Origin of the sequence: Kitasatospora viridis (genome assembly GCF_007829815.1) — a bacterium.
GTDB lineage: Bacteria > Actinomycetota > Actinomycetes > Streptomycetales > Streptomycetaceae > Kitasatospora > Kitasatospora viridis.
On record NZ_VIWT01000001.1, the window covers coordinates 3307247 to 3329211 of the forward strand.

Annotated in this window: 22 protein-coding genes; 13 read left to right on the forward strand and 9 right to left on the reverse strand. The window is 72.6% G+C overall.

Translation table 11 applies throughout. The annotated features are described in order from the left end of the window. Window positions 1-11: 11 nt before the first annotated feature. Entirely contained in the window at window positions 12-2234 is a 2223-nt protein-coding gene (locus FHX73_RS14730; protein ID WP_145905439.1) for a transglycosylase domain-containing protein, read from the reverse strand. A gap of 425 nt (window positions 2235-2659) precedes the next feature. On the opposite strand from FHX73_RS14730, the gene FHX73_RS14735 reads away from it, so the two are divergent. Beyond that, window positions 2660-2983, forward strand: a complete 324-nt coding sequence (locus FHX73_RS14735) for a WhiB family transcriptional regulator (protein ID WP_145905440.1) — start codon at window positions 2660-2662, stop codon at window positions 2981-2983. A gap of 82 nt (window positions 2984-3065) precedes the next feature. Here FHX73_RS14735 and bagB read toward each other — a convergent pair whose 3' ends face one another. Continuing rightward, window positions 3066-4238 (reverse strand): ATPase BagB, encoded by a 1173-nt coding sequence (gene bagB / locus FHX73_RS14740; RefSeq protein WP_145905441.1) that lies wholly within the window; start codon window positions 4236-4238, stop codon window positions 3066-3068. Next, window positions 4235-5269 (reverse strand): ATPase BagA, encoded by a 1035-nt coding sequence (bagA, locus tag FHX73_RS14745; RefSeq protein ID WP_145905442.1) that lies wholly within the window; start codon window positions 5267-5269, stop codon window positions 4235-4237. The genes bagB and bagA overlap by 4 nt, the downstream gene beginning before the upstream one ends. Before the next feature lie 156 nt (window positions 5270-5425). Here bagA and sp36 point away from each other — a divergent pair, with 156 nt between their 5' ends. Genes sp36 through FHX73_RS14770 form a run of 5 tightly spaced genes read left to right on the forward strand, consistent with a single transcriptional unit; the run spans window position 5426 to window position 8022 of the window. Next, complete coding sequence (gene sp36 / locus FHX73_RS14750; RefSeq protein ID WP_145905443.1) at window positions 5426-5581, forward strand: Sp36 family protein; 156 nt, start codon at window positions 5426-5428, stop codon at window positions 5579-5581. Next, window positions 5581-6045, forward strand: a complete 465-nt coding sequence (locus FHX73_RS14755; protein ID WP_145905444.1) for a RidA family protein — start codon at window positions 5581-5583, stop codon at window positions 6043-6045. The genes sp36 and FHX73_RS14755 overlap by 1 nt, the downstream gene beginning before the upstream one ends. Before the next feature lie 48 nt (window positions 6046-6093). Next, entirely contained in the window at window positions 6094-6993 is a 900-nt protein-coding gene (locus FHX73_RS14760; RefSeq protein ID WP_246213535.1) for an NUDIX hydrolase, read from the forward strand. A gap of 31 nt (window positions 6994-7024) precedes the next feature. Continuing rightward, window positions 7025-7204, forward strand: coding sequence for a hypothetical protein (locus tag FHX73_RS14765; protein ID WP_145905445.1), 180 nt, complete (start codon window positions 7025-7027; stop codon window positions 7202-7204). Next, window positions 7201-8022: an MBL fold metallo-hydrolase gene (locus FHX73_RS14770; RefSeq protein ID WP_145905446.1), complete on the forward strand. Its 822-nt coding sequence runs from the start codon at window positions 7201-7203 to the stop codon at window positions 8020-8022. Before FHX73_RS14765 ends, FHX73_RS14770 begins: the two co-directional genes overlap by 4 nt. Window positions 8023-8073: 51 nt before the next feature. Here the strand turns inward: FHX73_RS14770 and FHX73_RS14775 are convergent, their stop codons facing one another. After that, entirely contained in the window at window positions 8074-8748 is a 675-nt protein-coding gene (locus FHX73_RS14775) for a Crp/Fnr family transcriptional regulator (protein WP_030288117.1), read from the reverse strand. A gap of 219 nt (window positions 8749-8967) precedes the next feature. Here FHX73_RS14775 and FHX73_RS14780 point away from each other — a divergent pair, with 219 nt between their 5' ends. The 5 genes from FHX73_RS14780 (at window position 8968) to FHX73_RS14800 (ending at window position 13274) form a co-directional block, all read left to right on the forward strand. Next, complete coding sequence (locus tag FHX73_RS14780; protein ID WP_145905447.1) at window positions 8968-9453, forward strand: hypothetical protein; 486 nt, start codon at window positions 8968-8970, stop codon at window positions 9451-9453. A gap of 119 nt (window positions 9454-9572) precedes the next feature. Beyond that, complete coding sequence (nth, locus tag FHX73_RS14785; RefSeq protein ID WP_145905448.1) at window positions 9573-10427, forward strand: endonuclease III; 855 nt, start codon at window positions 9573-9575, stop codon at window positions 10425-10427. Beyond that, window positions 10428-11108, forward strand: a complete 681-nt coding sequence (locus tag FHX73_RS14790) for an NUDIX hydrolase (protein WP_145905449.1) — start codon at window positions 10428-10430, stop codon at window positions 11106-11108. Window positions 11109-11186: 78 nt separating this feature from the next. Then, window positions 11187-12371 (forward strand): MarP family serine protease, encoded by a 1185-nt coding sequence (locus FHX73_RS14795; RefSeq protein ID WP_145905450.1) that lies wholly within the window; start codon window positions 11187-11189, stop codon window positions 12369-12371. 201 nt (window positions 12372-12572) lie between these two features. Next, the gene (locus FHX73_RS14800; protein ID WP_170304923.1) at window positions 12573-13274 is read left to right on the forward strand and encodes a metal-dependent hydrolase; all 702 of its coding nucleotides are present in this window, start codon (window positions 12573-12575) and stop codon (window positions 13272-13274) included. A gap of 24 nt (window positions 13275-13298) precedes the next feature. On the opposite strand, the gene FHX73_RS14805 is transcribed toward FHX73_RS14800, so the two are convergent. The 4 genes from FHX73_RS14805 to nhaA form a co-directional block, all read right to left on the reverse strand. Beyond that, window positions 13299-13511: a hypothetical protein gene (locus FHX73_RS14805; protein ID WP_145905451.1), complete on the reverse strand. Its 213-nt coding sequence runs from the start codon at window positions 13509-13511 to the stop codon at window positions 13299-13301. Window positions 13512-13603: 92 nt separating this feature from the next. Next, window positions 13604-14608, reverse strand: a complete 1005-nt coding sequence (locus tag FHX73_RS14810; RefSeq protein WP_145905452.1) for an alpha/beta fold hydrolase — start codon at window positions 14606-14608, stop codon at window positions 13604-13606. A gap of 68 nt (window positions 14609-14676) precedes the next feature. Then, window positions 14677-15165, reverse strand: coding sequence for a phage holin family protein (locus FHX73_RS14815; RefSeq protein ID WP_145905453.1), 489 nt, complete (start codon window positions 15163-15165; stop codon window positions 14677-14679). A gap of 122 nt (window positions 15166-15287) precedes the next feature. Beyond that, the gene (gene nhaA / locus FHX73_RS14820; RefSeq protein WP_246213536.1) at window positions 15288-16586 is read right to left on the reverse strand and encodes a Na+/H+ antiporter NhaA; all 1299 of its coding nucleotides are present in this window, start codon (window positions 16584-16586) and stop codon (window positions 15288-15290) included. A 583-nt stretch (window positions 16587-17169) separates the two neighbouring features. Here nhaA and FHX73_RS14825 point away from each other — a divergent pair. After that, the gene (locus FHX73_RS14825) at window positions 17170-18687 is read left to right on the forward strand and encodes a serine hydrolase domain-containing protein (RefSeq protein WP_145905455.1); all 1518 of its coding nucleotides are present in this window, start codon (window positions 17170-17172) and stop codon (window positions 18685-18687) included. An 86-nt stretch (window positions 18688-18773) separates the two neighbouring features. On the opposite strand, the gene acs is transcribed toward FHX73_RS14825, so the two are convergent. Beyond that, window positions 18774-20756: an acetate--CoA ligase gene (acs, locus tag FHX73_RS14830; protein ID WP_145908288.1), complete on the reverse strand. Its 1983-nt coding sequence runs from the start codon at window positions 20754-20756 to the stop codon at window positions 18774-18776. 729 nt (window positions 20757-21485) lie between these two features. Between acs and FHX73_RS14835 the strand changes: the two genes are divergently transcribed. Continuing rightward, on the forward strand, window positions 21486-21947 hold the full coding sequence (locus FHX73_RS14835) for a C40 family peptidase (protein WP_145905456.1): 462 nt from the start codon (window positions 21486-21488) through the stop codon (window positions 21945-21947). The last annotated feature ends 18 nt before the right edge of the window (window positions 21948-21965 follow it).

Sequence of the window (21965 nt, forward strand, 5' to 3'; positions counted from 1 at the left end):
CGTCTCCCGGGTCAGCGGCGCCCGCCGCGGCCCGGCTTGCCGCCGCCCGGCGGGGGGTTCGGCGACGGTTGGGTGTTCGGCGCCGCCCCGGGGCTGTTCGGGTCGGGGCTGGGCGAGCCCGACGGCTGGTTCGGCAGCGGCACCAGGGTGAAGGTGCTCTGCGCGGTGCCGGCCAGCGCCTGGCTCATCGCCTGCCGCCAGACCGGCCCGGGCCCGGTCGAACCGTAGACCCCGCCGTCGCCGGCGAAGCTGCGGCCGCCGATGACGATGTTGCCGGTCATCTTCACGCCGCCCTCGGGCCCGCCGAGCCAGACCACGCCGACCAGGTCGGGGGTGTAGCCGTCGAACCAGGCGGCCCGCCGCTCGTCGGTGGTGCCGGTCTTGCCCGCGATCGGGCGGCCGTCGTCCAGGCTCAGTTCGGCGCCGGTGCCGCCCTTCTCGGTGACGCCCTTGAGCAGGGTGTTCAGCTGGTCGGCGGTGGCCTGCTGGAGCACCTGGTTGCAGTTGGCGCCGGGCACCGGCAGCTGCTTGCCGTCGATCGACACCACCGAGGTGATCGCCATCGGGTCGCAGTGCACGCCGCGGGCGGCGAAGGTGGCGTAGACGCCCGCCATGTCGAGCGGGCTCATCTCCTCGCCGCCCAGCGCCATGGCCGGTACCTCCTCCAGCGGGTCGCCGCTGGCCTTGGTCCGGATGCCGAGCTTGGCGGCCATCTGCTTGACCGCGCACAGGCCGATGTCCTGCTCCAGTTGCACGAAGTAGGTGTTGACCGACCGGGCCATCGCCTCGGTCATCAGGAACGGGCCGTGCTCGTCCGGGTTGTCGTTGGCGACCTGCTCCTGCTTGACGTTCTTGTAGGCGCCCGCGCAGGTGGTCATGTCGGGGTAGGCCATCTTGGCCGGCGCGTCGTAGCTCTGGCCCAGGTCCTTGCCCGCGTCCAGCGCGGCGGCGGCGACGATCGCCTTGAAGGTCGAGCCGGGCTGGAAGCCGTTGCCGCCGCCCATCGCCGCGTCCGCGTTGAGGTTGACCACGGTCTGGTGCTTGGCCGCGTCCAGGCCGTACGGCCGGGTCTGGGCCATCGCCAGGATCTCGCCGGTGCCGGGCTTGACCATGGTCATCGCGGCCGAGACCGGGTCGGTCGGGTAGACCTTGTCGGTGACCGCCTTGTAGGCCGCGGCCTGCTTGTCCGGGTCGATGGTGGTGGAGATCTTCAGCCCGCCCTGGGTCCAGAGCCGGTTGCGCTGCTCGGCGGAGGCCCCGAACGCGGGGTCGGTGAGCACCACCTTGCGCACGTAGTCGCAGAAGAAGCCCATCCCGGCCTGCGCGGTGATGCAGCCGTTCTGCGGGTCGTGGTACTGCAGCGCGAGCGGGGCGGCCTTGGCCTGTTCGGCCTGGTCGGCGGTGATGTGGTGGTACTCCAGCATCTTGTCGATCACGGTGTCCCGGCGGGCCTGCGCGGCCTTCGGGTGCTCCACCGGGTCGTAGGCGCTGGGGTTCTGCACCAGGCCGGCCAGCATCGCGGCCTCGGGAAGTGCGAGGTCCTTGTCGCTCTTGCCGAAGTACCGCTGGGCGGCGGCCTCCACGCCGTAGGCCTGCCGGCCGAAGAAGGTGATGTTCAGGTAGTTGGTGAGGATCTGCTCCTTGGGCAGCTCCTCCTCCAGCTTGATCGCGTACTTCAGTTCCTGGATCTTGCGGCCGACGGTCTTCTTGGTCGCCTGCAGGAAGGCCGCCTGGTCGTCGCCGGCCTGCTCGACGAAGACGTTCTTGACGTACTGCTGGGTGAGGGTGGAGGCGCCCTGGGCGTCGGCGCCGGAGGAGGCGTTCTTGGCCAGCGCGCGCAGCACGCCCTTCGGGTCGATCGCGCCGTGCTGGTAGAACCGGGCGTCCTCGATGTCCACCTGTGCCTGCCGGGTGAGCGGCGACATCTGGTCCCGGGTCAGTATCGTCCGGTCGCGGGCGTAGATCTTGGCGATCTGGTTGCCCTTGGCGTCGTAGACGAAGGACGCCTGGGAGAGCGTCGGGGCGGTGAAGTCGGCCGGGAGGCTGTCGAAGCCCTGGACGCCGTTCCTGGCGCCGAGGCCGAGCGCGCCCACCAGGGGCAGGGCCAGGCCGGCGACCAGGACGCCGGAGAGCACGCTGAGTCCCAGGACGGTGAGTCCGTGCCCGGCCAGCTGCGCGGCCGGGGTGCGCCGGGGGCGCGGGCGCCGGTCGGCGGGGGAGCGCTGTGGTGCCATGCCAGCAGACTCTACGTTGCGGAATCCCGCACACAGGGGCAGCTGTTCGCCTACTCTGGGGTGAGTCTGCGTCAGCTCCGCTCCGTGTGCGGCAAACACTCCTGTGAGTGTTGAGGGTTGCCCGGTTTGACGGTGTATGAGGCGATTGCCGTGTTGCCTTGTCGGCGTCATATGCCCCCGGTTGGCGGGCGGTGGTCGCGCTGAGTGATGAAAGAAATGCCCCGAGCAGCCGCAAGGCCTGCGACCTGCGATCACTCCAACGAGTGACCTGACCGGCACCCATAGTCCGATCGGGTCATTCGAGATTGGACCCCAAGGGGCTGTTGCGCTCCGCCAATCTTCCGTAACGTCCTCAACTGGCAACGGTGAATATGCCGTTGCCGCCGTGGGGGAGCCTCGATTGAATCGGGAGAGGACGGCGGGGCATGGGCTGGGTTGATGACTGGAGCGCGCAGGCTGCCTGCCGCACGAGTGATCCGGACGAACTGTTCGTCCAGGGGGCGGCGCAGAACCGGGCCAAGGCGGTGTGCAGCGGGTGTCCGGTGCGCACCGAGTGCCTGGCGGACGCGCTGGACAACCGGGTGGAGTTCGGCGTCTGGGGCGGGATGACCGAGCGGGAACGCCGCGCGCTGCTGCGCCGCCGCCCGACGGTGATCTCCTGGCGCCGGCTGCTGGAGACCGCCCGGACGGAGTACGAGGAGTCCCTCGCCACCGGCGTGATCCTCTCGGACTACGCCCAGGCCGGCTGAGCCCGCGCCGAGGCGAGCCGGGCGACCCCGCGGGGCCGCCCGCCGCGACCGGCGCGGAGCCGTCGGCTCCCCACCGGCCGGATCAGTCGGCGTCCCGCGCCAGCTGACGGCCGATCAGCCGCAGCCCGTCCAGGTCGTGCACGTCACCGGCCAGCGCCGGCACCTCGATGATCGGCACGTCCGGGTAGACCGACACGAACCGGTCCCTGGTCCGCCGCTCACGGTCCATCACCTCGACCCGCTCGGCGTGCAGCCGGAGCAGTCCGGCCGCCAGGGCCTCGGCCCGGGCCTGCCGCGGCTCGTGGTCCGCGCCGTTCTCCTCCAGCGCCTGTGCCGCGGCCCGCGCCCGCTCCGCGGTCAGCTGCGCCGCGCCCGTGCCGTGCACCCGGTTGAGCACCAGCCCGGCCAGCGGCATCCGGTCCGCGGCCAGCCGGTCCACGAAGTAGGCGGCCTCGCGCAGCGCGTCCCGCTCCGGCGCGGCGACCACCAGGAAGGCCGTGCCGTCCGCCTTGAGCAGCTGGTAGGTGCCCTCCGCGCGCTCCCGGAAGCCGCCGAACATCGAGTCCATCGCGGCCACGAAGGTCTGCAGGTCGGTCAGCAGCTGGGCGCCGAAGATCTTGCCCAGGGTGCCGGTGAGCAGCCCCATCCCGACGTTGAGGAACTTCATCGCGCTGCGCCCGCCGACCTTGGCCGGGGCCATCAGGATCCGGATGATCTTCCCGTCCAGGAACGAGCCGAGCCGCCCGGGGGCGTCCAGGAAGTCCAGCGCCGAGCGGGAGGGCGGGGTGTCCACCACGATCAGGTCCCACTCGCCGGCGGCCCGCAGCTGGCCCAGCTTCTCCATCGCCATGTACTCCTGGGTGCCGGCGAACCCGGCCGAGAGCGACTGGTAGAAGGGGTTCTCCAGGATCGCCCGGGCCCGCTCCGGGTCGGCGTGCGCCAGCACGACCTCGTCGAAGGTCCGCTTCATGTCGAGCATCATGGCGTGCAGCTCGCCGGGACCCTCGCCGATGCGGGCGCCCTTCACCGGGCGGGGCGTGTTGTCCAGCTCGGTCAGGCCCATCGACTGGGCCAGCCGCTTGGCCGGGTCGATGGTCAGCACCACGGTTCGCCGGCCGCGCTCCGCCGCCCGCAGGCCGATCGCCGCGGCGGTGGTGGTCTTGCCGACTCCGCCGGAACCGCAGCAGACCACGATCCGGGTCCGCGGGTCGTCGATCAGGCGGTCCAGGTCGAGTCCGGTCGGCGCGCCGCTCATGCCGCTCCCTGTCGCTTGAGTTCACCGGCCAGCTCGTAGAGGCCGCCGAGGTCGACGCCCCCGCTGAGCAGCGGGAGCTCGTAGCCGGGCAGGTCCAGCGCGGCCAGTTCGGCCCGCTGCTGCTGTTCCAGGGCGACCCGTTCGGCGTGCTCGCGGGCCTGGTCCAGCAGCGGGTCGAGCAGCGGCTCGACCGCCGAGCGCCGGGTCGCGGCGGACCGCGAGCGCCCGCCCAGACCGGCCTCGACCAGCGCCTGGGCCACCTCCTCGCGGTGGTCGCCGTGCGCCGCGTCGACGGCCGCCGCGTCCAGCACCGGCGGCCGGACCATGTTCACCAGCACCCCGCCGACCGGCAGCCCGGCCTCGCGCAGCTCGGCGAAGCCGTCCACCGTCTCCTGCACCGGCATCTCCTCCAGCAGGGTGACCAGGTGCACCGCCGTCTCGGGCGACTTCAACACGCCCATCACGGCCTGCGCCTGACTGTGTATCGGACCGAACCGGGCCAGTCCGGCGACCTCGGAGTTGACGTTCAGGAACCTGGTGAGCCGTCCGGTCGGCGGCGCGTCCATCACCACCGCGTCGTACACCCGCCGCCCGTCCGGCCCCTTGCGGCGGGCCGCCTCGCAGGCCTTCCCGGTGAGCAGCACGTCCCGGACCCCGGGCGCGACGGTGGTCGCGAAGTCCACGAAGCCGACCTTCTGCAGCGCCTTCCCGGCCCGGCCGAGCTTGTAGAACATGTCCAGGTACTCCAGCAGCGCCTGCTCGGTGTCGATGGCCAGCGCGTAGAGGTCGCCGGCGGTCTTCGGCCCCGGCAGCCCGAGCTGGCTGCTGGTGACCCCGGCCACCCGGCGCTCCTCGTAGGGCAGTGCGGCGATGCCGAACAGCTCGGCGATGCCCTGCCGCCCCTCCACCTCGATCAGCAGCGTCCGGCGCCCCTCGGCGGCCAGCGCCAGCGCGAGTGCGGCGGCCAGCGTGGTCTTGCCGGTGCCGCCCTTGCCGCTCACCACATGCAGCCGTACGCCCTCCCAGTCCACGCTGCCTCTCCGTCCGCTCGGGATCCCTCCTCGCGAGCGTAACCAGCGGCCGCACCGGATGCCGGGAGCATCCGGCCACGGAGCCGGTCGGTACACCGCTTTGTGTCCTACCTCACATCGCCGCCGGCGCCTGTCCGACCGTCTAGAGTCAGCTCCATGACCAAGTGGGAATACGTGACGGTGCCGCTGCTGGTGCACGCGACCAAGCAGATCCTCGACACCTGGGGCGAGGACGGCTGGGAGCTCGTCCAGGTGGTACCCGGGCCGAACTCCGAGCAGCTGGTGGCCTACCTGAAGCGGGAGAAGAGCTGATGGGCGCGGTGGAGAGCCGGCTGGCCGAGCTGGGCCTGACCCTGCCGGAGGTCGCCAAGCCGGTCGCCGCCTACGTCCCGGCCGTGCGCAACGGCGACCAGGTGCTGACCAGCGGCCAGCTGCCGGTGGTCGGCGGCGTGCTGAAGCAGACCGGCAAGGTCGGCGCCGAGGTGACCGCCGAGGAGGCCAAGGCGCTGGCGCAGATCTGCGCGCTCAACGCGCTGGCCGCCGTGAAGTCGGTGATCGGCGACCTGGACCTGATCGACCAGGTGGTCAAGGTGGTCGGCTTCGTCGCCTCCGCCCCCGACTTCACCGGCCAGCCGTCCGTGGTGAACGGCGCCAGCGAGCTGCTCGGCCAGGTGCTGGGCGAGGCCGGCGTGCACGCCCGCAGCGCGGTCGGCGTGGCGGTGCTGCCGCTGGACGCTCCCGTCGAGGTGGAGATCCAGGTCCGGGTCAAGGCCTGATCCACAACCCTCTTCTCACCACCGTGCCCGGATGCGTAGCATCCGGGCATGGCTGCTGAATCCGCCGGCCGCACCCGGCCCGCGCCCCAGATGCCGCCCGGTTGGCCGGCCCGGATCCGGGCCCTGGCCGCCGGACGGCTGACCCCCGCGCCGCCCAAGCCCTCGGCCACCGTGGTGCTGCTGCGCGACGGCGCCGACGGCCCGCAGGCCTACCTGCTGCGCCGGCGCAGCTCGATGGCGTTCGCCGCGGGGATGTACGCCTACCCGGGCGGCAAGGTCGACCCGCGGGACGCCGAGGCGGTGTCCTCGGCCGAGCAGCCCGACTGGGCCGGGCCGAGCCCCGAGGAGTGGGCCGACCGGCTCGGCGTCGACCCGGCGACGGCCCGGGCGGTGGTCTGCGCCGCGGTCCGGGAGACCTTCGAGGAGGCCGGCGTGCTGCTGGCCGGCCCGGACGCCGCGACCATCGCACCGGAGCGGGACTGGACGGCCGAGCGGGCCGCGCTGGAGGCGCACGAGCTCTCCTTCGCCGATTTCCTGCACGAGCACCGGCTGGTGCTGCGCAGCGACCTGCTGGCCGGCTGGGCCCGCTGGATCACCCCCGCCTTCGAGGACGGCCGCTTCGACACCTGGTTCTTCGTCGCCGCGCTGCCGGCCGGGCAGCGGGCCGCACGGGAGGTGGGGGAGGCCGACCGGGTGGCCTGGCTGACCCCGGCCGAGGCGGTCCGCGGCCACGCGGAGGGCCGCTACGGCATGCTGCCGCCGACCGTGTCGGTGCTGCGCGAGCTGCTGCCGGTGCGCAGCGCGGCCGAGGCGCTCACGGCCGCCGGGACACGGACCCTGACCCCCGTGCTGGGAGAGGCCGAGCTGATGGGGGATCGTATGACCATCCGGTGGTCTGGGTATGACGAGCTGACCATCGACGGACACTTCCCCGAAGAAGACTCCTGACCGACTGACCAGACGAAGGAAGGGCAGAACGATGAACCACAACGACGTGGCTCGCGTGCGCGACCTCCCCGCCCGCCGCCTCGACCCCCGCCCGCTCGGCCGCCCGTTGGGCTGCGACAGCGCGGACCCGGTCGCCGAGACGGCCCCGCGCTGCCTGGTCCGCCCCCACGACTCCCGTCCACTGGTCCGCACCATCGAGGGCGGCCGGTGAGCAGCGGCCTGCCCGGGAACCCCGCCGACACCGTCGGCGGGGCCGCCACCGCCCGCGCGCTCTGCGTGCTGGCGCCCAACCCGTCCCCGATGACGCTGGACGGCACCAACACCTGGCTGCTCTGCGAGCCGGGCTCGGACCAGGTGGTGGTGGTCGACCCCGGACCGCAGGACGAGGGCCACCTGCGGGCCGTGATCGACGCGGCCGAGCGGCAGGGCCGCCGGATCGCGCTCACCCTGCTCACCCACGGGCACGCCGACCACGCGGCCGGCGCCGCCCGGTTCGCCGAACTGACCGGCACCCAGGTGCGCGCCCTCGACCCGGCCCACCGGCTCGGCGAGGAGGGCCTGACGGGCGGTCAGGTGATCGAGGTCGGCGGTCTGGAACTGCGGGTGGTCGCCACCCCCGGGCACACCTCCGACTCGCTCACCTTCCACCTGCCGGCCGACGGCGCGATCCTCACCGGCGACACCGTGCTCGGCCGGGGCACCACCATGGTCGCCCACCCGGACGGGGTGCTCGGCGACTACCTGGACTCACTGCGCAGGCTGCGCACCCTGGCCGGCGAGCACGGGGTGCGCACCGTGCTGCCCGGCCACGGGCCGGTGCTGGCGGACGCGCTGGGCAGCGTCGAGTACTACCTGGCCCACCGGGCGGCCCGGCTGGCCCAGGTGGAGACGGCCGTGGAGGCCGGCTGCCGGACCGCCGAGGAGGTGGTGGCCCGGGTCTACGCGGACGTCGACCGCGCGCTCTGGCCGGCCGCCGAACTCTCGGTCCGGGCCCAGCTGCGGTACCTGGAGGACCACGGGCTCATCTAGGCCCTCCGGCGGGCCTGAGCACGTGGTCCTCTGGCGGGGTCCGACGCAGGGTCAGCGGGACCGGCGGGACAGCCGCTCGACGTCCAGCAGCACCACGGCGCGGGCCTCCAGCTTCAGCCAGCCGCGGCCGGCGAAGTCGGCCAGCGCCTTGTTGACCGTCTCGCGGGAGGCGCCGACCAGCTGGGCCAGCTCCTCCTGGGTCAGGTCGTGGGCGACGTGGATGCCCTCCTCGGACTGCACGCCGAACCGGCGGGACAGGTCCAGCAGCGCCTTGGCCACCCGGCCCGGCACGTCGGAGAAGACCAGGTCGCTCATCACGTCGTTGGTGCGGCGCAGCCGGCGGGCGATCGCGCGCAGCAGGGCGATCGACACCTCGGGGCGGGCGTGCAGCCAGGGCTGCAGGTCGCCGTGGCCCAGGCCGAGCAGCTTGACCTCGGTGAGCGCGCTGGCGGTGGCGGTGCGCGGGCCCGGGTCGAAGAGCGACAGCTCACCGATCATCTCGCTGGGGCCGAGCACGGCCAGCATGTTCTCCCGGCCGTCGGGCGAGGCGCGGTGCAGCTTCACCTTCCCCTCGGCGACCACGTACAGCCGGTCACCCGGGTCGCCCTCGTGGAAGAGCGACTCGCCCCGCGCGAGGGTCACCTCGGTCATGGAAGCGCGCAGCTCGCCGGCCTGTTCGTCGTCGAGCGCCGCGAAGAGCGCGGCGCGCCGCAGAACATCGTCCACGTGCTTCCTCCTTCTCGGCCGACCGCCGTGTGGAGGCGGGCGGTCACGTGCTGAAACAGTGCTATACGTCACCAAGCATGGCGCATGTCGCTCCGATCATATGAGGAGGGGGTGCGCAGTGGAGGGCGGTACGCGGCCATCCGTACGCATCGGTAGCCGCGTGTCCGAGGGCCGGACGGCACTCTTGAGCGGGGCGGCAGCCGGAACTACCGTCCGTCCATGGCATTCACCGAGAAACTCCTGTGGGCACCCGGGCCGGTCCAGGTGGGCGGCTACCGGCTGAAGCGCTACCACATCGGCTCCGATCCCGCCGGTCTCGATCCGGCGGTGGAGAAGGCGGCCTACTCCGTACTGCCCGACCTGCTGCCCGCGCCGGACACCTCCCTCAAGGCCGGCTTCGTCGTGGTCCACCAGGGCGAGGGCAGCGACGCCTACGTCAGCGCCTACTGCTGGACCCGGGGGAGCGCGCTCAGCTTCGCCGGCGCGGCGGCCGGCCAGCCCGCGCTCGGCTGCCCGGACCTGAGCCCCACCCACTTCGTCCGGCTCACCCGCCCGCTGGTCGGCCACGTCTGGGAGCTCGCCCCGCTGCGGCACGAGCGGGACACCTGGGTCCGCCACCTGCTCGCCCCCGAGCGCCCGGACCTGGAGGGCTACCTCGCCGACCACTACCGCGAGGGCAGCACCGGCCCGGACCCGCTCGGCTGATCCCGCCGGCCGGGCCCGCCCCGGGGCCCCGACCCGACCCGCACGCCGTCGGGGCCGCACCCGGGCCGGAGTGGATCAACCGCCCACGGGCGGTCGGGTCCGCGGCGTAGCCTTCCTGCATGGCAGAGAGCAAGGCCCGGAAGACGGCCGCGGGGACGGGGGCGGCGAAGCCGCGCAAGGCGGAGTCCCACCTGGCGATGGTGCGGCGGGCCCGGAAGATCAACCGGGCCCTGGCGGAGCTGTACCCGTACGCGCACCCGGAGCTGGACTTCGAGAACCCGTTCCAACTGCTGGTGGCCACCGTGCTGTCGGCGCAGACCACCGACCTGAGGGTCAACCAGACCACCCCGGCACTGTTCGCCAGGTACCCCGAGCCGGCCGACCTGGCCGCGGCGAACCCGGCCGAGCTGGAGGAGATCATCCGGCCGACCGGCTTCTTCCGGAACAAGGCGAAGTCGCTGATCGGCCTGTCGATCGCGCTGCGGGACGAGTTCGGCGGCGAGGTGCCCCGCACCCTGGAGCAGATGGTCACGCTGCCCGGGGTCGGCCGCAAGACCGCCAACGTGGTGCTGGGCAACGTCTTCGGCGTCCCCGGGATCACCGTGGACACCCACTTCGGCCGGCTGGCCCGCCGGTTCGGCTGGACCGCCGAGGAGGACCCGGTGGCGGTCGAGGCGGCGGTGGCCGAGATCTTCCCGAAGTCCGAGTGGACCATGCTCTCGCACCGGGTGGTCTTCCACGGCCGACGGATCTGCCACGCCCGCAAGCCCGCCTGCGGCGCCTGCCCGATCGCCCCGCTCTGCCCCTCCTACGGCGAGGGCGAGACCGATCCGGAGAAGGCCGCGAAGCTGCTGAAGTACGAGCTCGGCGGTCAGCCGGGCCAGCGCCTGCGCCCGCCCGCCGACTACCCGGGCACACCGGCGGCGCCCGGCGCGTTGAGCGGTACGGCGACGACCGCGACCGTGGAGGGCTGAGTGGAGAGCGTCGGTGTGTCGGCGGCGATCGTGCGGGACGGGCTGCCGGACTGGCTGCTGCCGGTGCGGCGGGCGGCCGAGACGGTGCGGCCGGAGCAGCTGAGCCGGTTCCTGCCGCCGGACGAGGGCGGTCGGCGCTCGGCCGTGCTGCTGCTCTTCGGCGAGGGGCCGGACGGTCCCGACCTGCTGCTGACCCAGCGCTCCGACGAGCTGCGCTCGCACCCGGGCCAGGTCTCCTTCCCCGGCGGCTCGCTCGATCCGCAGGACGGCGACCCGCTGGGCAGCGGCCCGGTGGCCGCCGCGCTGCGCGAGGCGGCCGAGGAGACCGGTCTGGACCCGGCCGGGGTGCAGGTCTTCGCCACCCTGCCCGCGCTCTACATCCCGGTCAGCGACTTCGTGGTCACCCCGGTGCTCGGCTGGTGGCGCGAGGAGTCGCCGGTCGCGCCGGTCGATCCGGGCGAGACCGGCGCGGTCTTCCGGGTGCCGCTGGCGGAGTTGGCCGACCCGGCGAACCGCGGCCGGTTCCGCCACCCGTCCGGTTTCGCCGGGCCCGCGTTCCGCGTCGACGGGCGGCTGGTCTGGGGTTTCACCGCCGGGGTGATCGACCGGTTGCTGCACCACAGCGGCCTGGAGCGGAGCTGGGACACCACGCGGGTGATCGAACTGCCGGTCGGCGGGTAGACGGCCGGCGGGAATGCGGACGGAACGGGCAACCGGGCCAGCTGCCGAGCGACGGCCGGTCCATGGGAGGGTGGCACAGTGAACGTGCTGGATCTGCTGCTGCTCGCCGCCGCGATCGGCTTCGCCGTGTCCGGGTACCGGCAGGGCTTCGTGGTGGGCATCCTCTCCGTGCTCGGCTTCCTGGGCGGCGGACTGATCGCGGTGCAACTGCTGCCGCTGCTGCTCAGTCACCTCAGCCCCGGCACCACCGCCTCGGTGGTGGCCGTGGTGGTGGTGATCGTCTTCGCCGCGATCGGCCAGGCTGCCACCACCCAACTCGGCTGGAAGCTGCGCGGGCGGATCGGCGGCAGCCAGGCCAAGGCGCTGGACTCGCTGGGCGGCTCGGTGGTCAACGTGCTGTCGATGCTGCTGGTGGCCTGGCTGATCGGCTCGGCGCTGGCCGGCACCTCGATGCCGACGGTCTCCAAGCAGGTGCGCACCTCACTGGTGCTCGGCGGGGTGCAGGACGCGCTGCCGGCCGACGCGCCCAACTGGTTCTCCGACTTCAGCAAGGTGCTCTCGCAGAACGGCTTCCCCCAGGTCTTCAACCCGTTCGAGCACGAGCCGATCACCGACGTGCAGCCGCCCGACCCGGCGCTGGTCGCCAGCCCGGCGCTGCAGAAGGCCGCGCAGAGCCTGGTCAAGGTGGTCGGCACGGCCGGCTCCTGCGGCAAGACGCTGGAGGGCAGCGGCTTCGTGTTCGCCCCGCACCGGGTGATGACCAACGCGCACGTGGTCGGCGGGGTGGACGAGCCGACGGTGCAGATCGGCGGCACCGGCCAGCTCTACGACGCCACCGTGGTCAGCTACGACTGGCAGCGCGACATCGCGGTGCTGGAGGTGCCGAAGCTGAACGCGCCTCCGCTGGCCTTCGCGGGGGAGGCGCACAGCAACGACAGCGCGATCGTGGCCGGCTTCCCGGAGAACGGCTCGTTCAACGTCCAGCCGGCCCGGATCCGCGGCCGGATCCAGGCCAACGGCCCCGACATCTACCACCGCGGCCAGGTCGTCCGGGACGTCTACTCGATCCGCTCGCTGGTCCGCCAGGGCAACAGCGGCGGCCCGCTGCTCACGCCCGAGGGCGAGGTCTACGGGGTGGTCTTCGCCAAGTCGCTGGACAGCGCGGACACCGGCTACGTGCTCACCGCGGCCGAGGTGAAGCCGGACGCCGTCGCGGGCGCCACCGCCTCCACCCAGGTGGACACCGAGGGCTGCGCGCTCTGACGCGCGGCCCGGGCTAACCCTCCTCCTGACGCCCCGTCGGACCGGGGCCGACTCCCTGACGCGCCGTCGGGCCGCGCTCGGCGCGCGGGATCCGGCGATCCGTCAGTTCATCCTGGTAGCGTCTGCCGGGCTCACCCGTTCGGCCCATCAGGGGCAGGTCCGGGTGGCGCGCACGCAACCAGGACGAAGGAGCACTCGGCCATGATGGGTCACTCGCACGCGGTCAGCGGGGCGATGGTTTACGCGGCCACGGTGCCGTTCCTGCCCCCGCTGCTGCTGCACACCCACTTGCGGCCGGCCGACGTCCTGCTCGGCACGGTGCTGGCGGCGGGCGCCGCGCTGCTGCCCGACCTGGACCACCACGACGGCACCATCGCCAACTTCCTCGGCCCGTTCTCCAAGCTGCTCTGCCGGTTCGTCGCCAAGATCTCCGGCGGGCACCGGCACGCCACCCACTCGCTGCTCTTCGTCGCGCTGATGGGCGGCGGCACCTGGGCGGGCGTGCACTACCTGGGGCGCTGGTTCACCCTCGGCCTGACGTTCTTCCTGCTGGCGCTGGCCATCAAGGCGCTGCGGCTGCACGTGCCGGGGGACCGGCACCACACCTGGCTGACCGTCATCGGGCTGGCCGTGGTGGGCACCGTGGTGATGGACAAGTGGATGCCCTCCGCCCCGGTCTGGCTGCCCTACGCGGTGGCGCTGGGCACCCTCACCCACCTGATGGGCGACTGCCTGACCAAGATGGGCGCGCCGCTGCTGTGGCCGCACAAGGAGCGCTACGAGATCGTGCTGATCAAGCGCAGCGGCAACGACATGGAGACCAAGGTGCTGGTCCCGATCATGACGGTGGCCACCTTCGCCGCGCTCTGGTTCACCGCGCTGGAGCCGACGGTCCTGAACTGACCGGCCGTCAGCCGCCGCGGGCCCTCAGGGCTCGCGGCGCAGCCGGGCGCCCACCCAGCGGGCCCGGCGCCCGAGGATCCGCGGGATCCCCAGCGGGTGCGGGGAGCTGGGCCGGTCCGCCGGCCCGTCCGGCCACTCGCCGGGGAACCGGTCGAGGCCGCTGAGCGGTGCTGCGGCGTTCTGCGCGGCGCCGCCGTGCTTGGCGCGCCGGCGTTCGGCGGCGGCGCGATCGGGCATCCAGGTCATACCCGATGAATGCCCCCGGGTCGCCGGGGGTAACCACCCTCGTCCGGGCGAACCGTCCTATGCCACGGGCAACTGAGCGGCCGTCACTTGTGCTCGGAGATCCAGGCGAGCAGCTCGGCGGTGAACTCCTCGGGGACCTCCTCGTGCGGGAAGTGCCCCACCCCCGGCAGCAGCCGCCAGCGGTACGGCGCCGAGACGAACTCGCCGGCGCCCAGCGCGGTGCGGGCCAGCAGCACCGGGTCGGCCGCCCCCTGGACGTGCAGGGTGGGCGCGGTCACCGGCTTCTTCATCCGGCGGGCGAACTGGATGCCGTCCGGCCGGGCCATCGAGCGGAGCAGCCAGCGGTACGGCTCGATCGAGCAGTGCGCGGTGCTCGGGATCTGGATCGCCTGCCGGTAGTTGGCCACCGCTGCGGCGTCCAGCAGGTTGGGGCCGGTCCACTCGGCCAGGTAGCGGCCGACCAGCTCGCCGTCCTCGGCGACCAGTCGGCGCTCCGGTATCCACGGGCGCTGGAAGCCCAGCACGTGGTCGTAGGCGGCCATCTGACGGCGGTCGCGCAGCAGCGCCCGGCGCAGGTGGCGCGGGTGGGCGGCGGAGACCACGGTCAGGCTGCGGATCACCGAGGGCCGCATCACGGCCGCCACGAACGCCAGCGAGCCGCCGGTGTCGTGGCCCACCAGGTGGGCGCTGTGCTCGCCGAGCGAGCGGATCACCCCGGTGATGTCCAGGGCCAGGTTGGTCGGGTCGTAGCCGCGCGGGGTGCGGTCGCTGCCGCCCGTCCCGCGCAGGTCGAGCGCGACGGCGCGGTAGCCGGCCGCGGCCAGCGCGGCCATCTGGTGCCGCCAGGCCCACCAGTACTGCGGCCAGCCGTGCACCAGCAGCACCATCGGGCCTTCGCCCTGCTCGGCGACGTGGAACCGGGCGCCGTTGGCCGCCAGGTCGCGGTGGGTCCACGGCCCGGGGGTGCGCACGTTGAACGCGCCGCGGCCGGCCACCGGGTCCGTCTGCTCGACCACCGGCCCGGGCAGGTCGGCAGCGGCGTGCGGACCTGCGGTGACGGGCGCGGAGGGCTTCTGGTCCAGTGGCATAGCGAGAGCGTTTCACATCCCGGCCGGGAACGTCCTCCCGGTTGTCGGACAGTCGGCGGGCGGGCGGTTCAGCGCTCCTGGGTGGCCCGGTCCTCCAGGACGGCCAGCTCGCGCGCGGTGGCCGGACGCGGCTTGGCGTTCCGCAGCACCTCGGCGGTCGCCTGGGCGCCCTCGATGGTGCGCTTGGGCTTCTCGACCTTCTTGAAGAACCGGAGCATCAGCACCACGAGCACCACGGCGATCAGCACGAAGGCCCAGGCCACGACGAAGAAGGACCAGCCCAGGCCGATGTGCGAGGCCGCGTTCAGACCGTAGGCGGCGGCGAAGCTGAACATCGGGATGGAGGCCAGCAGCACCACACCGGCGACGATGCCCGAGCTGGCGCCCTTCGCGCCGCTCATGACGTCGGCTCGGATCTCGGCCTTGGCGAGGGCGATCTCGTCGTGCACCAGTGACGAGAGATCAGCGGTGGCCGCGGCGAACAGTTGACCGACGGAGCGCTCGCCCTCGTAGGGCGCACGCGAGCTGCCGGACGGGCCTGCGGTGCCTGCGGACATCTGGTCTTCTCCTCTGCTGAGATTCCGGACAGCTCAGAATCATGCCCTTACCGACCAGTCAAGCACCACTTCGGCCCACTCCGGTCGGACGGTGTGTCACCCGCTCGTACCCGTCAGGCCGGTCAGCCCGTGGTCGGGTCCTGCTGGTAGACGTCGGGGATCCCGTCGCCGTCGCTGTCCCGGTCCTCCTCCTCGCAGAGCCGGCGGTAGTGCCGGTTGCGGACCTTGAGCAGCAGGGTCGCGGCGGCCGCGCAGAGCAGGGAGCCGACCAGCACGGCCGCCTTCGCCCGGTCGGCGAGCACCGGATCGCCGGGGAAGGCCAGGTCGCTGATCAGCAGTGAGACGGTGAAGCCGATCCCCGCGAGCACCGAGACGGCGAACAGGTCGGCCCAGCGCAGCTGCGGGTTCAGCTCCGCCCGGGTCCACCTGGCGGTCAGCCAGGTGCCCCCGAAGATGCCCACCGTCTTGCCGACCAGCAGGCCGAGCACGATGCCGAGCGGCATCGCCTGGGTGAAGACGTCGCGGACCGCCGGCCCGGAGACCGTCACGCCCGCGGCGAACAGCGCGAAGACCGGTACGGCGAAGCCGGCCGACAGCGGCCGCACCAGGTGCTCGATGTGCTCGCCGGGGGAGTGCTCCTCGTCGCCCTCCCGGTGGCAGCGCAGCGTCAGGCCCATCGCGACGCCCGCGACCGTCGGGTGGATCCCGCTCTCGTGCATCAGCGCCCAGATCACCACGGCGAGCGGGACGAACAGGTACCAGCCGTGCACCCCGTGCCGGTGCAGGTACCAGAAGAGCACCAGGCCGGCGACCGAGGCGATCAGCGCCCAGTAGGTGATCCCGGAGCTGTAGAAGACCGCGATGATCAGGATCGCGATCAGGTCGTCCACCACGGCCAGGGTGAGCAGGAAGGCCCGCAGCGCGGAGGGCAGGTGACTGCTCACCACGGCGAGCACCCCGAGGGCGAAGGCGATGTCGGTGGCGGTCGGGATCGCCCAGCCGGCCCGGTGGCCGCCGGTGCCGCTGTTGACCAGGGCGAAGAGCACCGCGGGCAGCACCACCCCGCAGACCGCGGCCACCACCGGGAGCAGCGCGGCGCTGGGGGTGCGCAGCTCGCCGGCCACGAACTCGCGCTTGAGCTCGATGCCGGCGACGAAGAAGAAGATCGTCAGCAGGCCGTCCTTGGCCCAGGCCTCCAGCGGGAGGTCCAGGTGGAGCGGGGTGGACGGGCCGATGGTGTGGTGCAGTGCCTGCTGGTAGCTGCCGGGCCAGCTGTTGGCCCAGATGAGCGCCGCCACGGCGGCGAGGAGCAGCAGCACACCACCGACCGTCTCGGTGCGCAGTGCCTCGGTCAGGTAGCGGTGCTCGGGGAGGGAGAGCCGGCCGAGGAACTGGCGGCGGGGGGTGGTGTCCGGGTCCACGTGGATGACCTCCTGCCAGGTCTGGGGTACGGGGCGAGCGGTAGCAATGAGGCTAATGAGTCGAATATCCGATTTGTATCCTTTCACGTCCGCCGACCGTTGGAGGAGCGGGGGTGGGGAGCGCTGAGCGGAAATGGGTTGATGGGGTGTTCGGCCGTCCGGGTGGAGCGCGCCGGCAGGGGGCGCGGTCGGTGATCGGTGACTGTCCGCAAGGAGTGCCATGTGAGGTGTGGGTCACGCGAGTTGACGGGACATCGGGCTGCGGCGAGAGGTGTTGACACCGGGTAACTTCGCTTCTCTCCAATGGTGTTGGCTGCCCGATCTCGGTCTGCGTCGACCTGGTCCGGCCCGACTTCCGCTGCTGATCGTTGCTCGCCGTGGCGGCCTTTTGTCGCCCACCGTCACCTGGTGGCGGACCTGTTGCTACGCCAAGTAGCGCCGCTGGGTGGACTTCTGGCGCCGGACCGGCCTCGGGCGCTGCGGGCGTACGGCGCTCGCATGCGATGGAGGGTGGGCGAACTTATCGTCATCTCAACGCGGCCCGCTGTGGCCGCCCGTTCCCGCCCCACTCGGAGGCAACCCCATGTCCCTTGAGGAACCGGCCGATTCGGTCGGCTCTGCCGCCCCGGTGCCCCCCGGACGGTCCGCCGAGCCCCACCCGGTCACCGGAGGCGAAGGCGCGCCCACCGCGCCGCCCCGGTTACCGGCCGCCCTGTTCGCGCCGTCGCTGCTGCCGCACGACCCTCAGCCGAAGTCGCTGATCCCGCCCCGACCGCTGATCCCACCCCGCCCGCTGGTGCCGCCGACCGTGCCCTCCGGCGCCGGTCCGCTCGCCGTCCAGCCGGTGCCCCGGCGCAGGCCCTCCGTCGTCCGCCTCGGCCAGCCGGCGGCGCAGCCCGCGCGGCGCGCCACGCAGCGGCCCGGTGGCCCGAAGGCCGCACCGGCCGGTCCCGCCGGGCCCACCAGTCCGACCGGTTCCGCTGGTTCCGTCGGCCCCAGGGCGGTCGGACCGCTCCGCCGGCCCGACTCGCTCACCCCGGACCGCCGGCTCCGCCCGCTGTTCCAGGGGCTGCCGCCGGACAGCGGTGTCGCCGTCGCGGTGATCGAGGGGGACGAGCGCACGGTCGCCTGCCGGGGGTTCACCGATTCCGCGACCAAGCGCCCGGTGCGGGCCGACACCCGGTTCGAACTCGGCTCCATCACCAAGACGTTCACCGCGCTGCTGCTGGCCGACATGGTGGCGCGCGGCGAGGTGCGGTACGACGATCCGGTCGGCGCCTACCTGCCCGCGGAGGCGGTGCCCGGCTACCCGAAGGAGCGCCCGATCACCCTGTTCCACCTGGCCACCCACACCTCCGGGCTGCCCCGGCTGCCGGCCGGGATGCCCGAGGTGATGCCGCAGTGGTTCACCCGGCCGTGCGCCACCTTCAACGCGGCGCACCTGCTCTGCTCGCTGGCCCGCACACCGGTGCGCGGCACGCCCGGCACCCAGGTGCGGTACTCCAGCCTCGGCGCCGGACTGCTCGGCCTGGCCCTGGCCAACGCCGCCGGGACCCGGTACGAGGACCTGCTGGCGCGTCGGGTCTGCGAGCCGCTCGGCCTGCTGGACACCTCCTGCGGGGCGGCCGGGGACCCGGGCAACGGCTACCGGCGCGGACGCCGGGTGCCGTCCTTCCGGATGCCGGCCCTGCCGGGCGCGTCCGCGCTGCGCTCCAGTGCGGACGACATGCTCCGCTACCTGCAGGCCATGGTGGCGGTCGACGGCGCCGTGCCGTTGGGCGGGACGGCCGGACTGCTCTCCGGCACCGACCAGGCGCTGCGCACCGCGCTGCGCGAGGTCCGCCGACCGCGGGTGCCGTGGAAGCTGGCCGGCACCCGGTTCTGCCTCGGCTGGAAGCAGCGCGCCCTGTCGGCCGACGAGCCGCCCGCGCAGGAGCTGGTCTTCCACGAGGGCAGCACCAGGGGCTTCCTCGCCTTCGCGGGCTTCAACCCGCGCTCCGGCACCGGCCTGGTCGCCCTGGTCAGCGCGCCGCCCGGCCGACGCCGGGGCTTCCTGCAGACCGCGTATGAGACCCTGCGCGCCCTGGGCAGCGGCGGCTGACCCCGCTCAGGGCGCGCTCGGGAAACGCACTGACGCCTGCTCAACAACCGAACGGTCGTTGAGCAGGCGTCAGTGCGTGGTGGTGCTCAGCTCTCCGAGGTGCCGCCCGGCAGCTGGGACTGGATCAGGTTCATCACCGAGGAGTCGGCCAGCGTGGTGGTGTCGCCCACCTCGCGGCCCTCGGCGATGTCGCGGAGCAGCCGGCGCATGATCTTGCCGGAGCGGGTCTTCGGCAGCTCGCTGACCACCTTGATCTGCTTCGGCTTGGCGATCGGGCCGAGCGTCTTGCCGACGTGGTTGCGCAGCTCGGCGATCAGCTCCTCGCTGTCGGTCGCGGTGCCGCGCAGGATCACGAAGGCGACGATCGCCTGGCCGGTGGTGGCGTCGGTCGCGCCGACCACCGCCGACTCGGCCACCGCGGGGTGGCCGACCAGCGCCGACTCCACCTCGGTGGTCGAGATGTTGTGGCCGGAGACCAGCATCACGTCGTCCACCCGGCCGAGCAGCCAGATGTCGCCGTCCTCGTCCTTCTTGGCACCGTCACCGGCGAAGTAGCGCCAGTTCGGGTCCTTCTCGTCGTGGCCGTGGCCGAAGCGGGACCAGTAGGTGTCGAGGTAGCGCTGGTCGTCGCCCCAGATGGTGCGCAGCATCGACGGCCACGGCTCGGTCAGCACCAGGTAGCCGCCGGAGCCGTTCGGCACCTCGGCGCCGTTGTCGTCCACCACGGTGGCGCCGATGCCCGGCAGCGCGCGCTGGGCCGAGCCCGGCTTGGTCTCGGTGACGCCCGGCAGCGGGGAGATCATCATCGCGCCGGTCTCGGTCTGCCACCAGGTGTCCACGATCGGGGTCCGGCTGGCGCCGATGTGCTCCCGGTACCAGATCCACGCCTCCGGGTTGATCGGCTCGCCGACGCTGCCCAGCACCCGCAGCGAGGAGAGGTCGAACTGCGCGGGGATGTCGTCGCCCCACTTCATGAAGGTGCGGATCGCGGTGGGGGCGGTGTACAGGATGGTGACCTTGTACTTCTGGACGATCTCCCAGAACCGGCCCTGGTGCGGGGTGTCCGGGGTGCCCTCGTAGATCACCTGGGTGGCGCCGTTGGAGAGCGGGCCGTAGACGATGTACGAATGGCCGGTCACCCAACCGATGTCGGCGGTGCACCAGTAGACGTCGGTCTCCGGCTTGAGGTCGAAGACGGCGTGGTGGGTGTAGCTCGCCTGGGTCAGGTAGCCGCCCGAGGTGTGCAGGATGCCCTTCGGCTTACCGGTGGTGCCGGAGGTGTAGAGGATGAAGAGCGGGTGCTCGGCGTCGTGCGGCTCGGCGGTGTGCTCGGCCGACTGGCGCTCGGTGATCTCGTGCCACCAGACGTCGCGGCCCTCGGTGAACGAGACCTCCTGACCGGTGCGACGGACCACCAGGACGTGCTCCACGTCGGGGCACTTGGCGAGCGCCTCGTCGATGGCGGGCTTGAGCGCGGAGGGCTTGCCGCGGCGGTAGCCACCGTCGGCGGTGATCACCAGCTTGGCGTCGGCGTCCTGGATCCGGGAGGCGACGGCGTCGGCGGAGAAGCCGCCGAAGACCACCGAGTGCGCGGCGCCGATCCGGGCGCAGGCCAGCATCGCGACGACGGCCTCGGGGATCATCGGCAGGTAGACCGCGACCCGGTCGCCCTTGCGGACGCCGAGCTCCAGCAGGGCGTTGGCGGCCTTGGAGACCTCGTCCTTCAGCTGCGCGTAGGTGATCGAGCGGCCGTCACCGGGCTCGCCCTCGAAGTGGATGGCGACCCGGTCGCCGTTGCCCGCCTCGACGTGCCGGTCGACGCAGTTGTACGCGACGTTGAGCTGGCCGTCGGCGAACCACTTCGCGAAGGGCGGCTTCGACCAGTCCAGCGTCTCGGTCGGCTCGACGGCCCAGGTGAGGCGCCGGGCCTGCTCGGCCCAGAAGCCGAGGCGGTCCTCGGACGCCTGGGCGTACGCGGCCTCGGTGACGTTGGCGGCAGCCGCGAGCTCTGCGGGCGGAGCGAAGCGACGCTCCTCCTTGAGCAGATTGGCCAGGCTCTCGTTGCTCAACGCGAACTCCTCATCGAGTCTGTTCATGGCGCTTTCCCCCCGCGGAGAGAAGCTCCAGTGCTGCGGGATTCGTCCCCGCCTAGGGATTGTCCCGTGTGTCCCAGCGCACAGCTCACCAGGCGAACAGGTCGATTGACAAGGGCCCCCGGGAAATTGGTGTAGACCTTTGATCGATTAGTGACCCTCTGAACGCCGCTGCCTCGGTGGATTCGCCCACCGGGCCGATCGGTTCGCGTCCAGTACCTGTCGTGCGCGGTACGAACCGCTCGGGCGTGTCCCACCGGTGCCCCGGAGCGCTCGGGGACGCGCGCCGGTCGGTGCGCCGGTGGCCCGCGGCCGGTCGGCTGGTGCGGTGGCCCGGGTTGGGCCGACCGGGTGCCTTCTGACCGTAAGGGCTTGACGGACCGTAACCAGAGTACTCCACTGCGAATACCCGCCCGATCGGGACCGGCGCCGGCCGGTCGCGCGGGGCGCTTCTGCTGGGCGCGGCGCCGACGGGGAGTTGAACCGATGTCAGATCCTTCGGAAAACCCTGAACCCACCTCTTCCCACTCCGCCGCGCCCGGTGCGCCGGCCGCGGCGGCGCCGGTGCTGCCGGCGCAGTCGGCGGGGCCCGACTCCGCCGGCGCCACTGCGGCCGCTACTGCGGTTACCAGTGAGAGTCAGATCGCCGACGCCGCTGACGACGACTCAGCGGCTCCGAAGCTCGGCGACTTCGCCGTCGTGCGGATGAGCGGCACCACGGGCCGGCTCATCCGGCTCGGGCAGTGGCTCAACGGCGACGGCTTCGCGGACTACGAGCACGCCTTCGTCCTGATCACCGAGGACGCGCTGATCGAGGCCGAGCCGGGCGGGGCCAAACAGTCACCACTCGCCGACTACCAGGGCCGGCCGATGCGCTGGTCCACCGGGCACTTCCAGCTGACGGACGACCAGCGTGCGGCGATCGTCGACGCGGCCCGCCGCCGCATCGGAGTCCCGTACAGCTTCCTCGACTACTTCGCGCTGGCCGCCCACCGCTTCCGGCTGCCCGGCAGCGGCCTGCTCAAGCGCTACGTGGCCGACACCCGCCACATGATCTGCTCCCAACTGGTCGACCAGTGCTACCACGACGCGGGGATCCAGCTCTTCACGGACGGCCGCTGGCCCGGCTACGTGACCCCGGCCGACCTCGCCCGATTGCTGAACTAGCTCCGGACTTCGCACATG

What these genes read in the sequence shown, in the direction of transcription:
- FHX73_RS14815 (WP_145905453.1), bottom strand. Translation starts at nt 15,165, where the DNA reads ATGTCCGCAGGCACCGCAGGCCCGTCCGGCAGCTCGCGTGCGCCCTAC.
- FHX73_RS14755 (WP_145905444.1), top strand. Translation starts at nt 5,581, where the DNA reads ATGGGCGCGGTGGAGAGCCGGCTGGCCGAGCTGGGCCTGACCCTGCCG.
- FHX73_RS14800 (WP_170304923.1), top strand. Translation starts at nt 12,573, where the DNA reads ATGATGGGTCACTCGCACGCGGTCAGCGGGGCGATGGTTTACGCGGCC.
- FHX73_RS14825 (WP_145905455.1), top strand. Translation starts at nt 17,170, where the DNA reads ATGTCCCTTGAGGAACCGGCCGATTCGGTCGGCTCTGCCGCCCCGGTG.
- bagB (WP_145905441.1), bottom strand. Translation starts at nt 4,238, where the DNA reads ATGAGCGGCGCGCCGACCGGACTCGACCTGGACCGCCTGATCGACGAC.
- FHX73_RS14765 (WP_145905445.1), top strand. Translation starts at nt 7,025, where the DNA reads ATGAACCACAACGACGTGGCTCGCGTGCGCGACCTCCCCGCCCGCCGC.
- sp36 (WP_145905443.1), top strand. Translation starts at nt 5,426, where the DNA reads ATGACCAAGTGGGAATACGTGACGGTGCCGCTGCTGGTGCACGCGACC.
- FHX73_RS14760 (WP_246213535.1), top strand. Translation starts at nt 6,094, where the DNA reads ATGGCTGCTGAATCCGCCGGCCGCACCCGGCCCGCGCCCCAGATGCCG.
- FHX73_RS14730 (WP_145905439.1), bottom strand. Translation starts at nt 2,234, where the DNA reads ATGGCACCACAGCGCTCCCCCGCCGACCGGCGCCCGCGCCCCCGGCGC.
- FHX73_RS14780 (WP_145905447.1), top strand. Translation starts at nt 8,968, where the DNA reads ATGGCATTCACCGAGAAACTCCTGTGGGCACCCGGGCCGGTCCAGGTG.
- FHX73_RS14735 (WP_145905440.1), top strand. Translation starts at nt 2,660, where the DNA reads ATGGGCTGGGTTGATGACTGGAGCGCGCAGGCTGCCTGCCGCACGAGT.
- FHX73_RS14805 (WP_145905451.1), bottom strand. Translation starts at nt 13,511, where the DNA reads ATGCCCGATCGCGCCGCCGCCGAACGCCGGCGCGCCAAGCACGGCGGC.
- nth (WP_145905448.1), top strand. Translation starts at nt 9,573, where the DNA reads ATGGCAGAGAGCAAGGCCCGGAAGACGGCCGCGGGGACGGGGGCGGCG.
- FHX73_RS14835 (WP_145905456.1), top strand. Translation starts at nt 21,486, where the DNA reads ATGAGCGGCACCACGGGCCGGCTCATCCGGCTCGGGCAGTGGCTCAAC.
- FHX73_RS14810 (WP_145905452.1), bottom strand. Translation starts at nt 14,608, where the DNA reads ATGCCACTGGACCAGAAGCCCTCCGCGCCCGTCACCGCAGGTCCGCAC.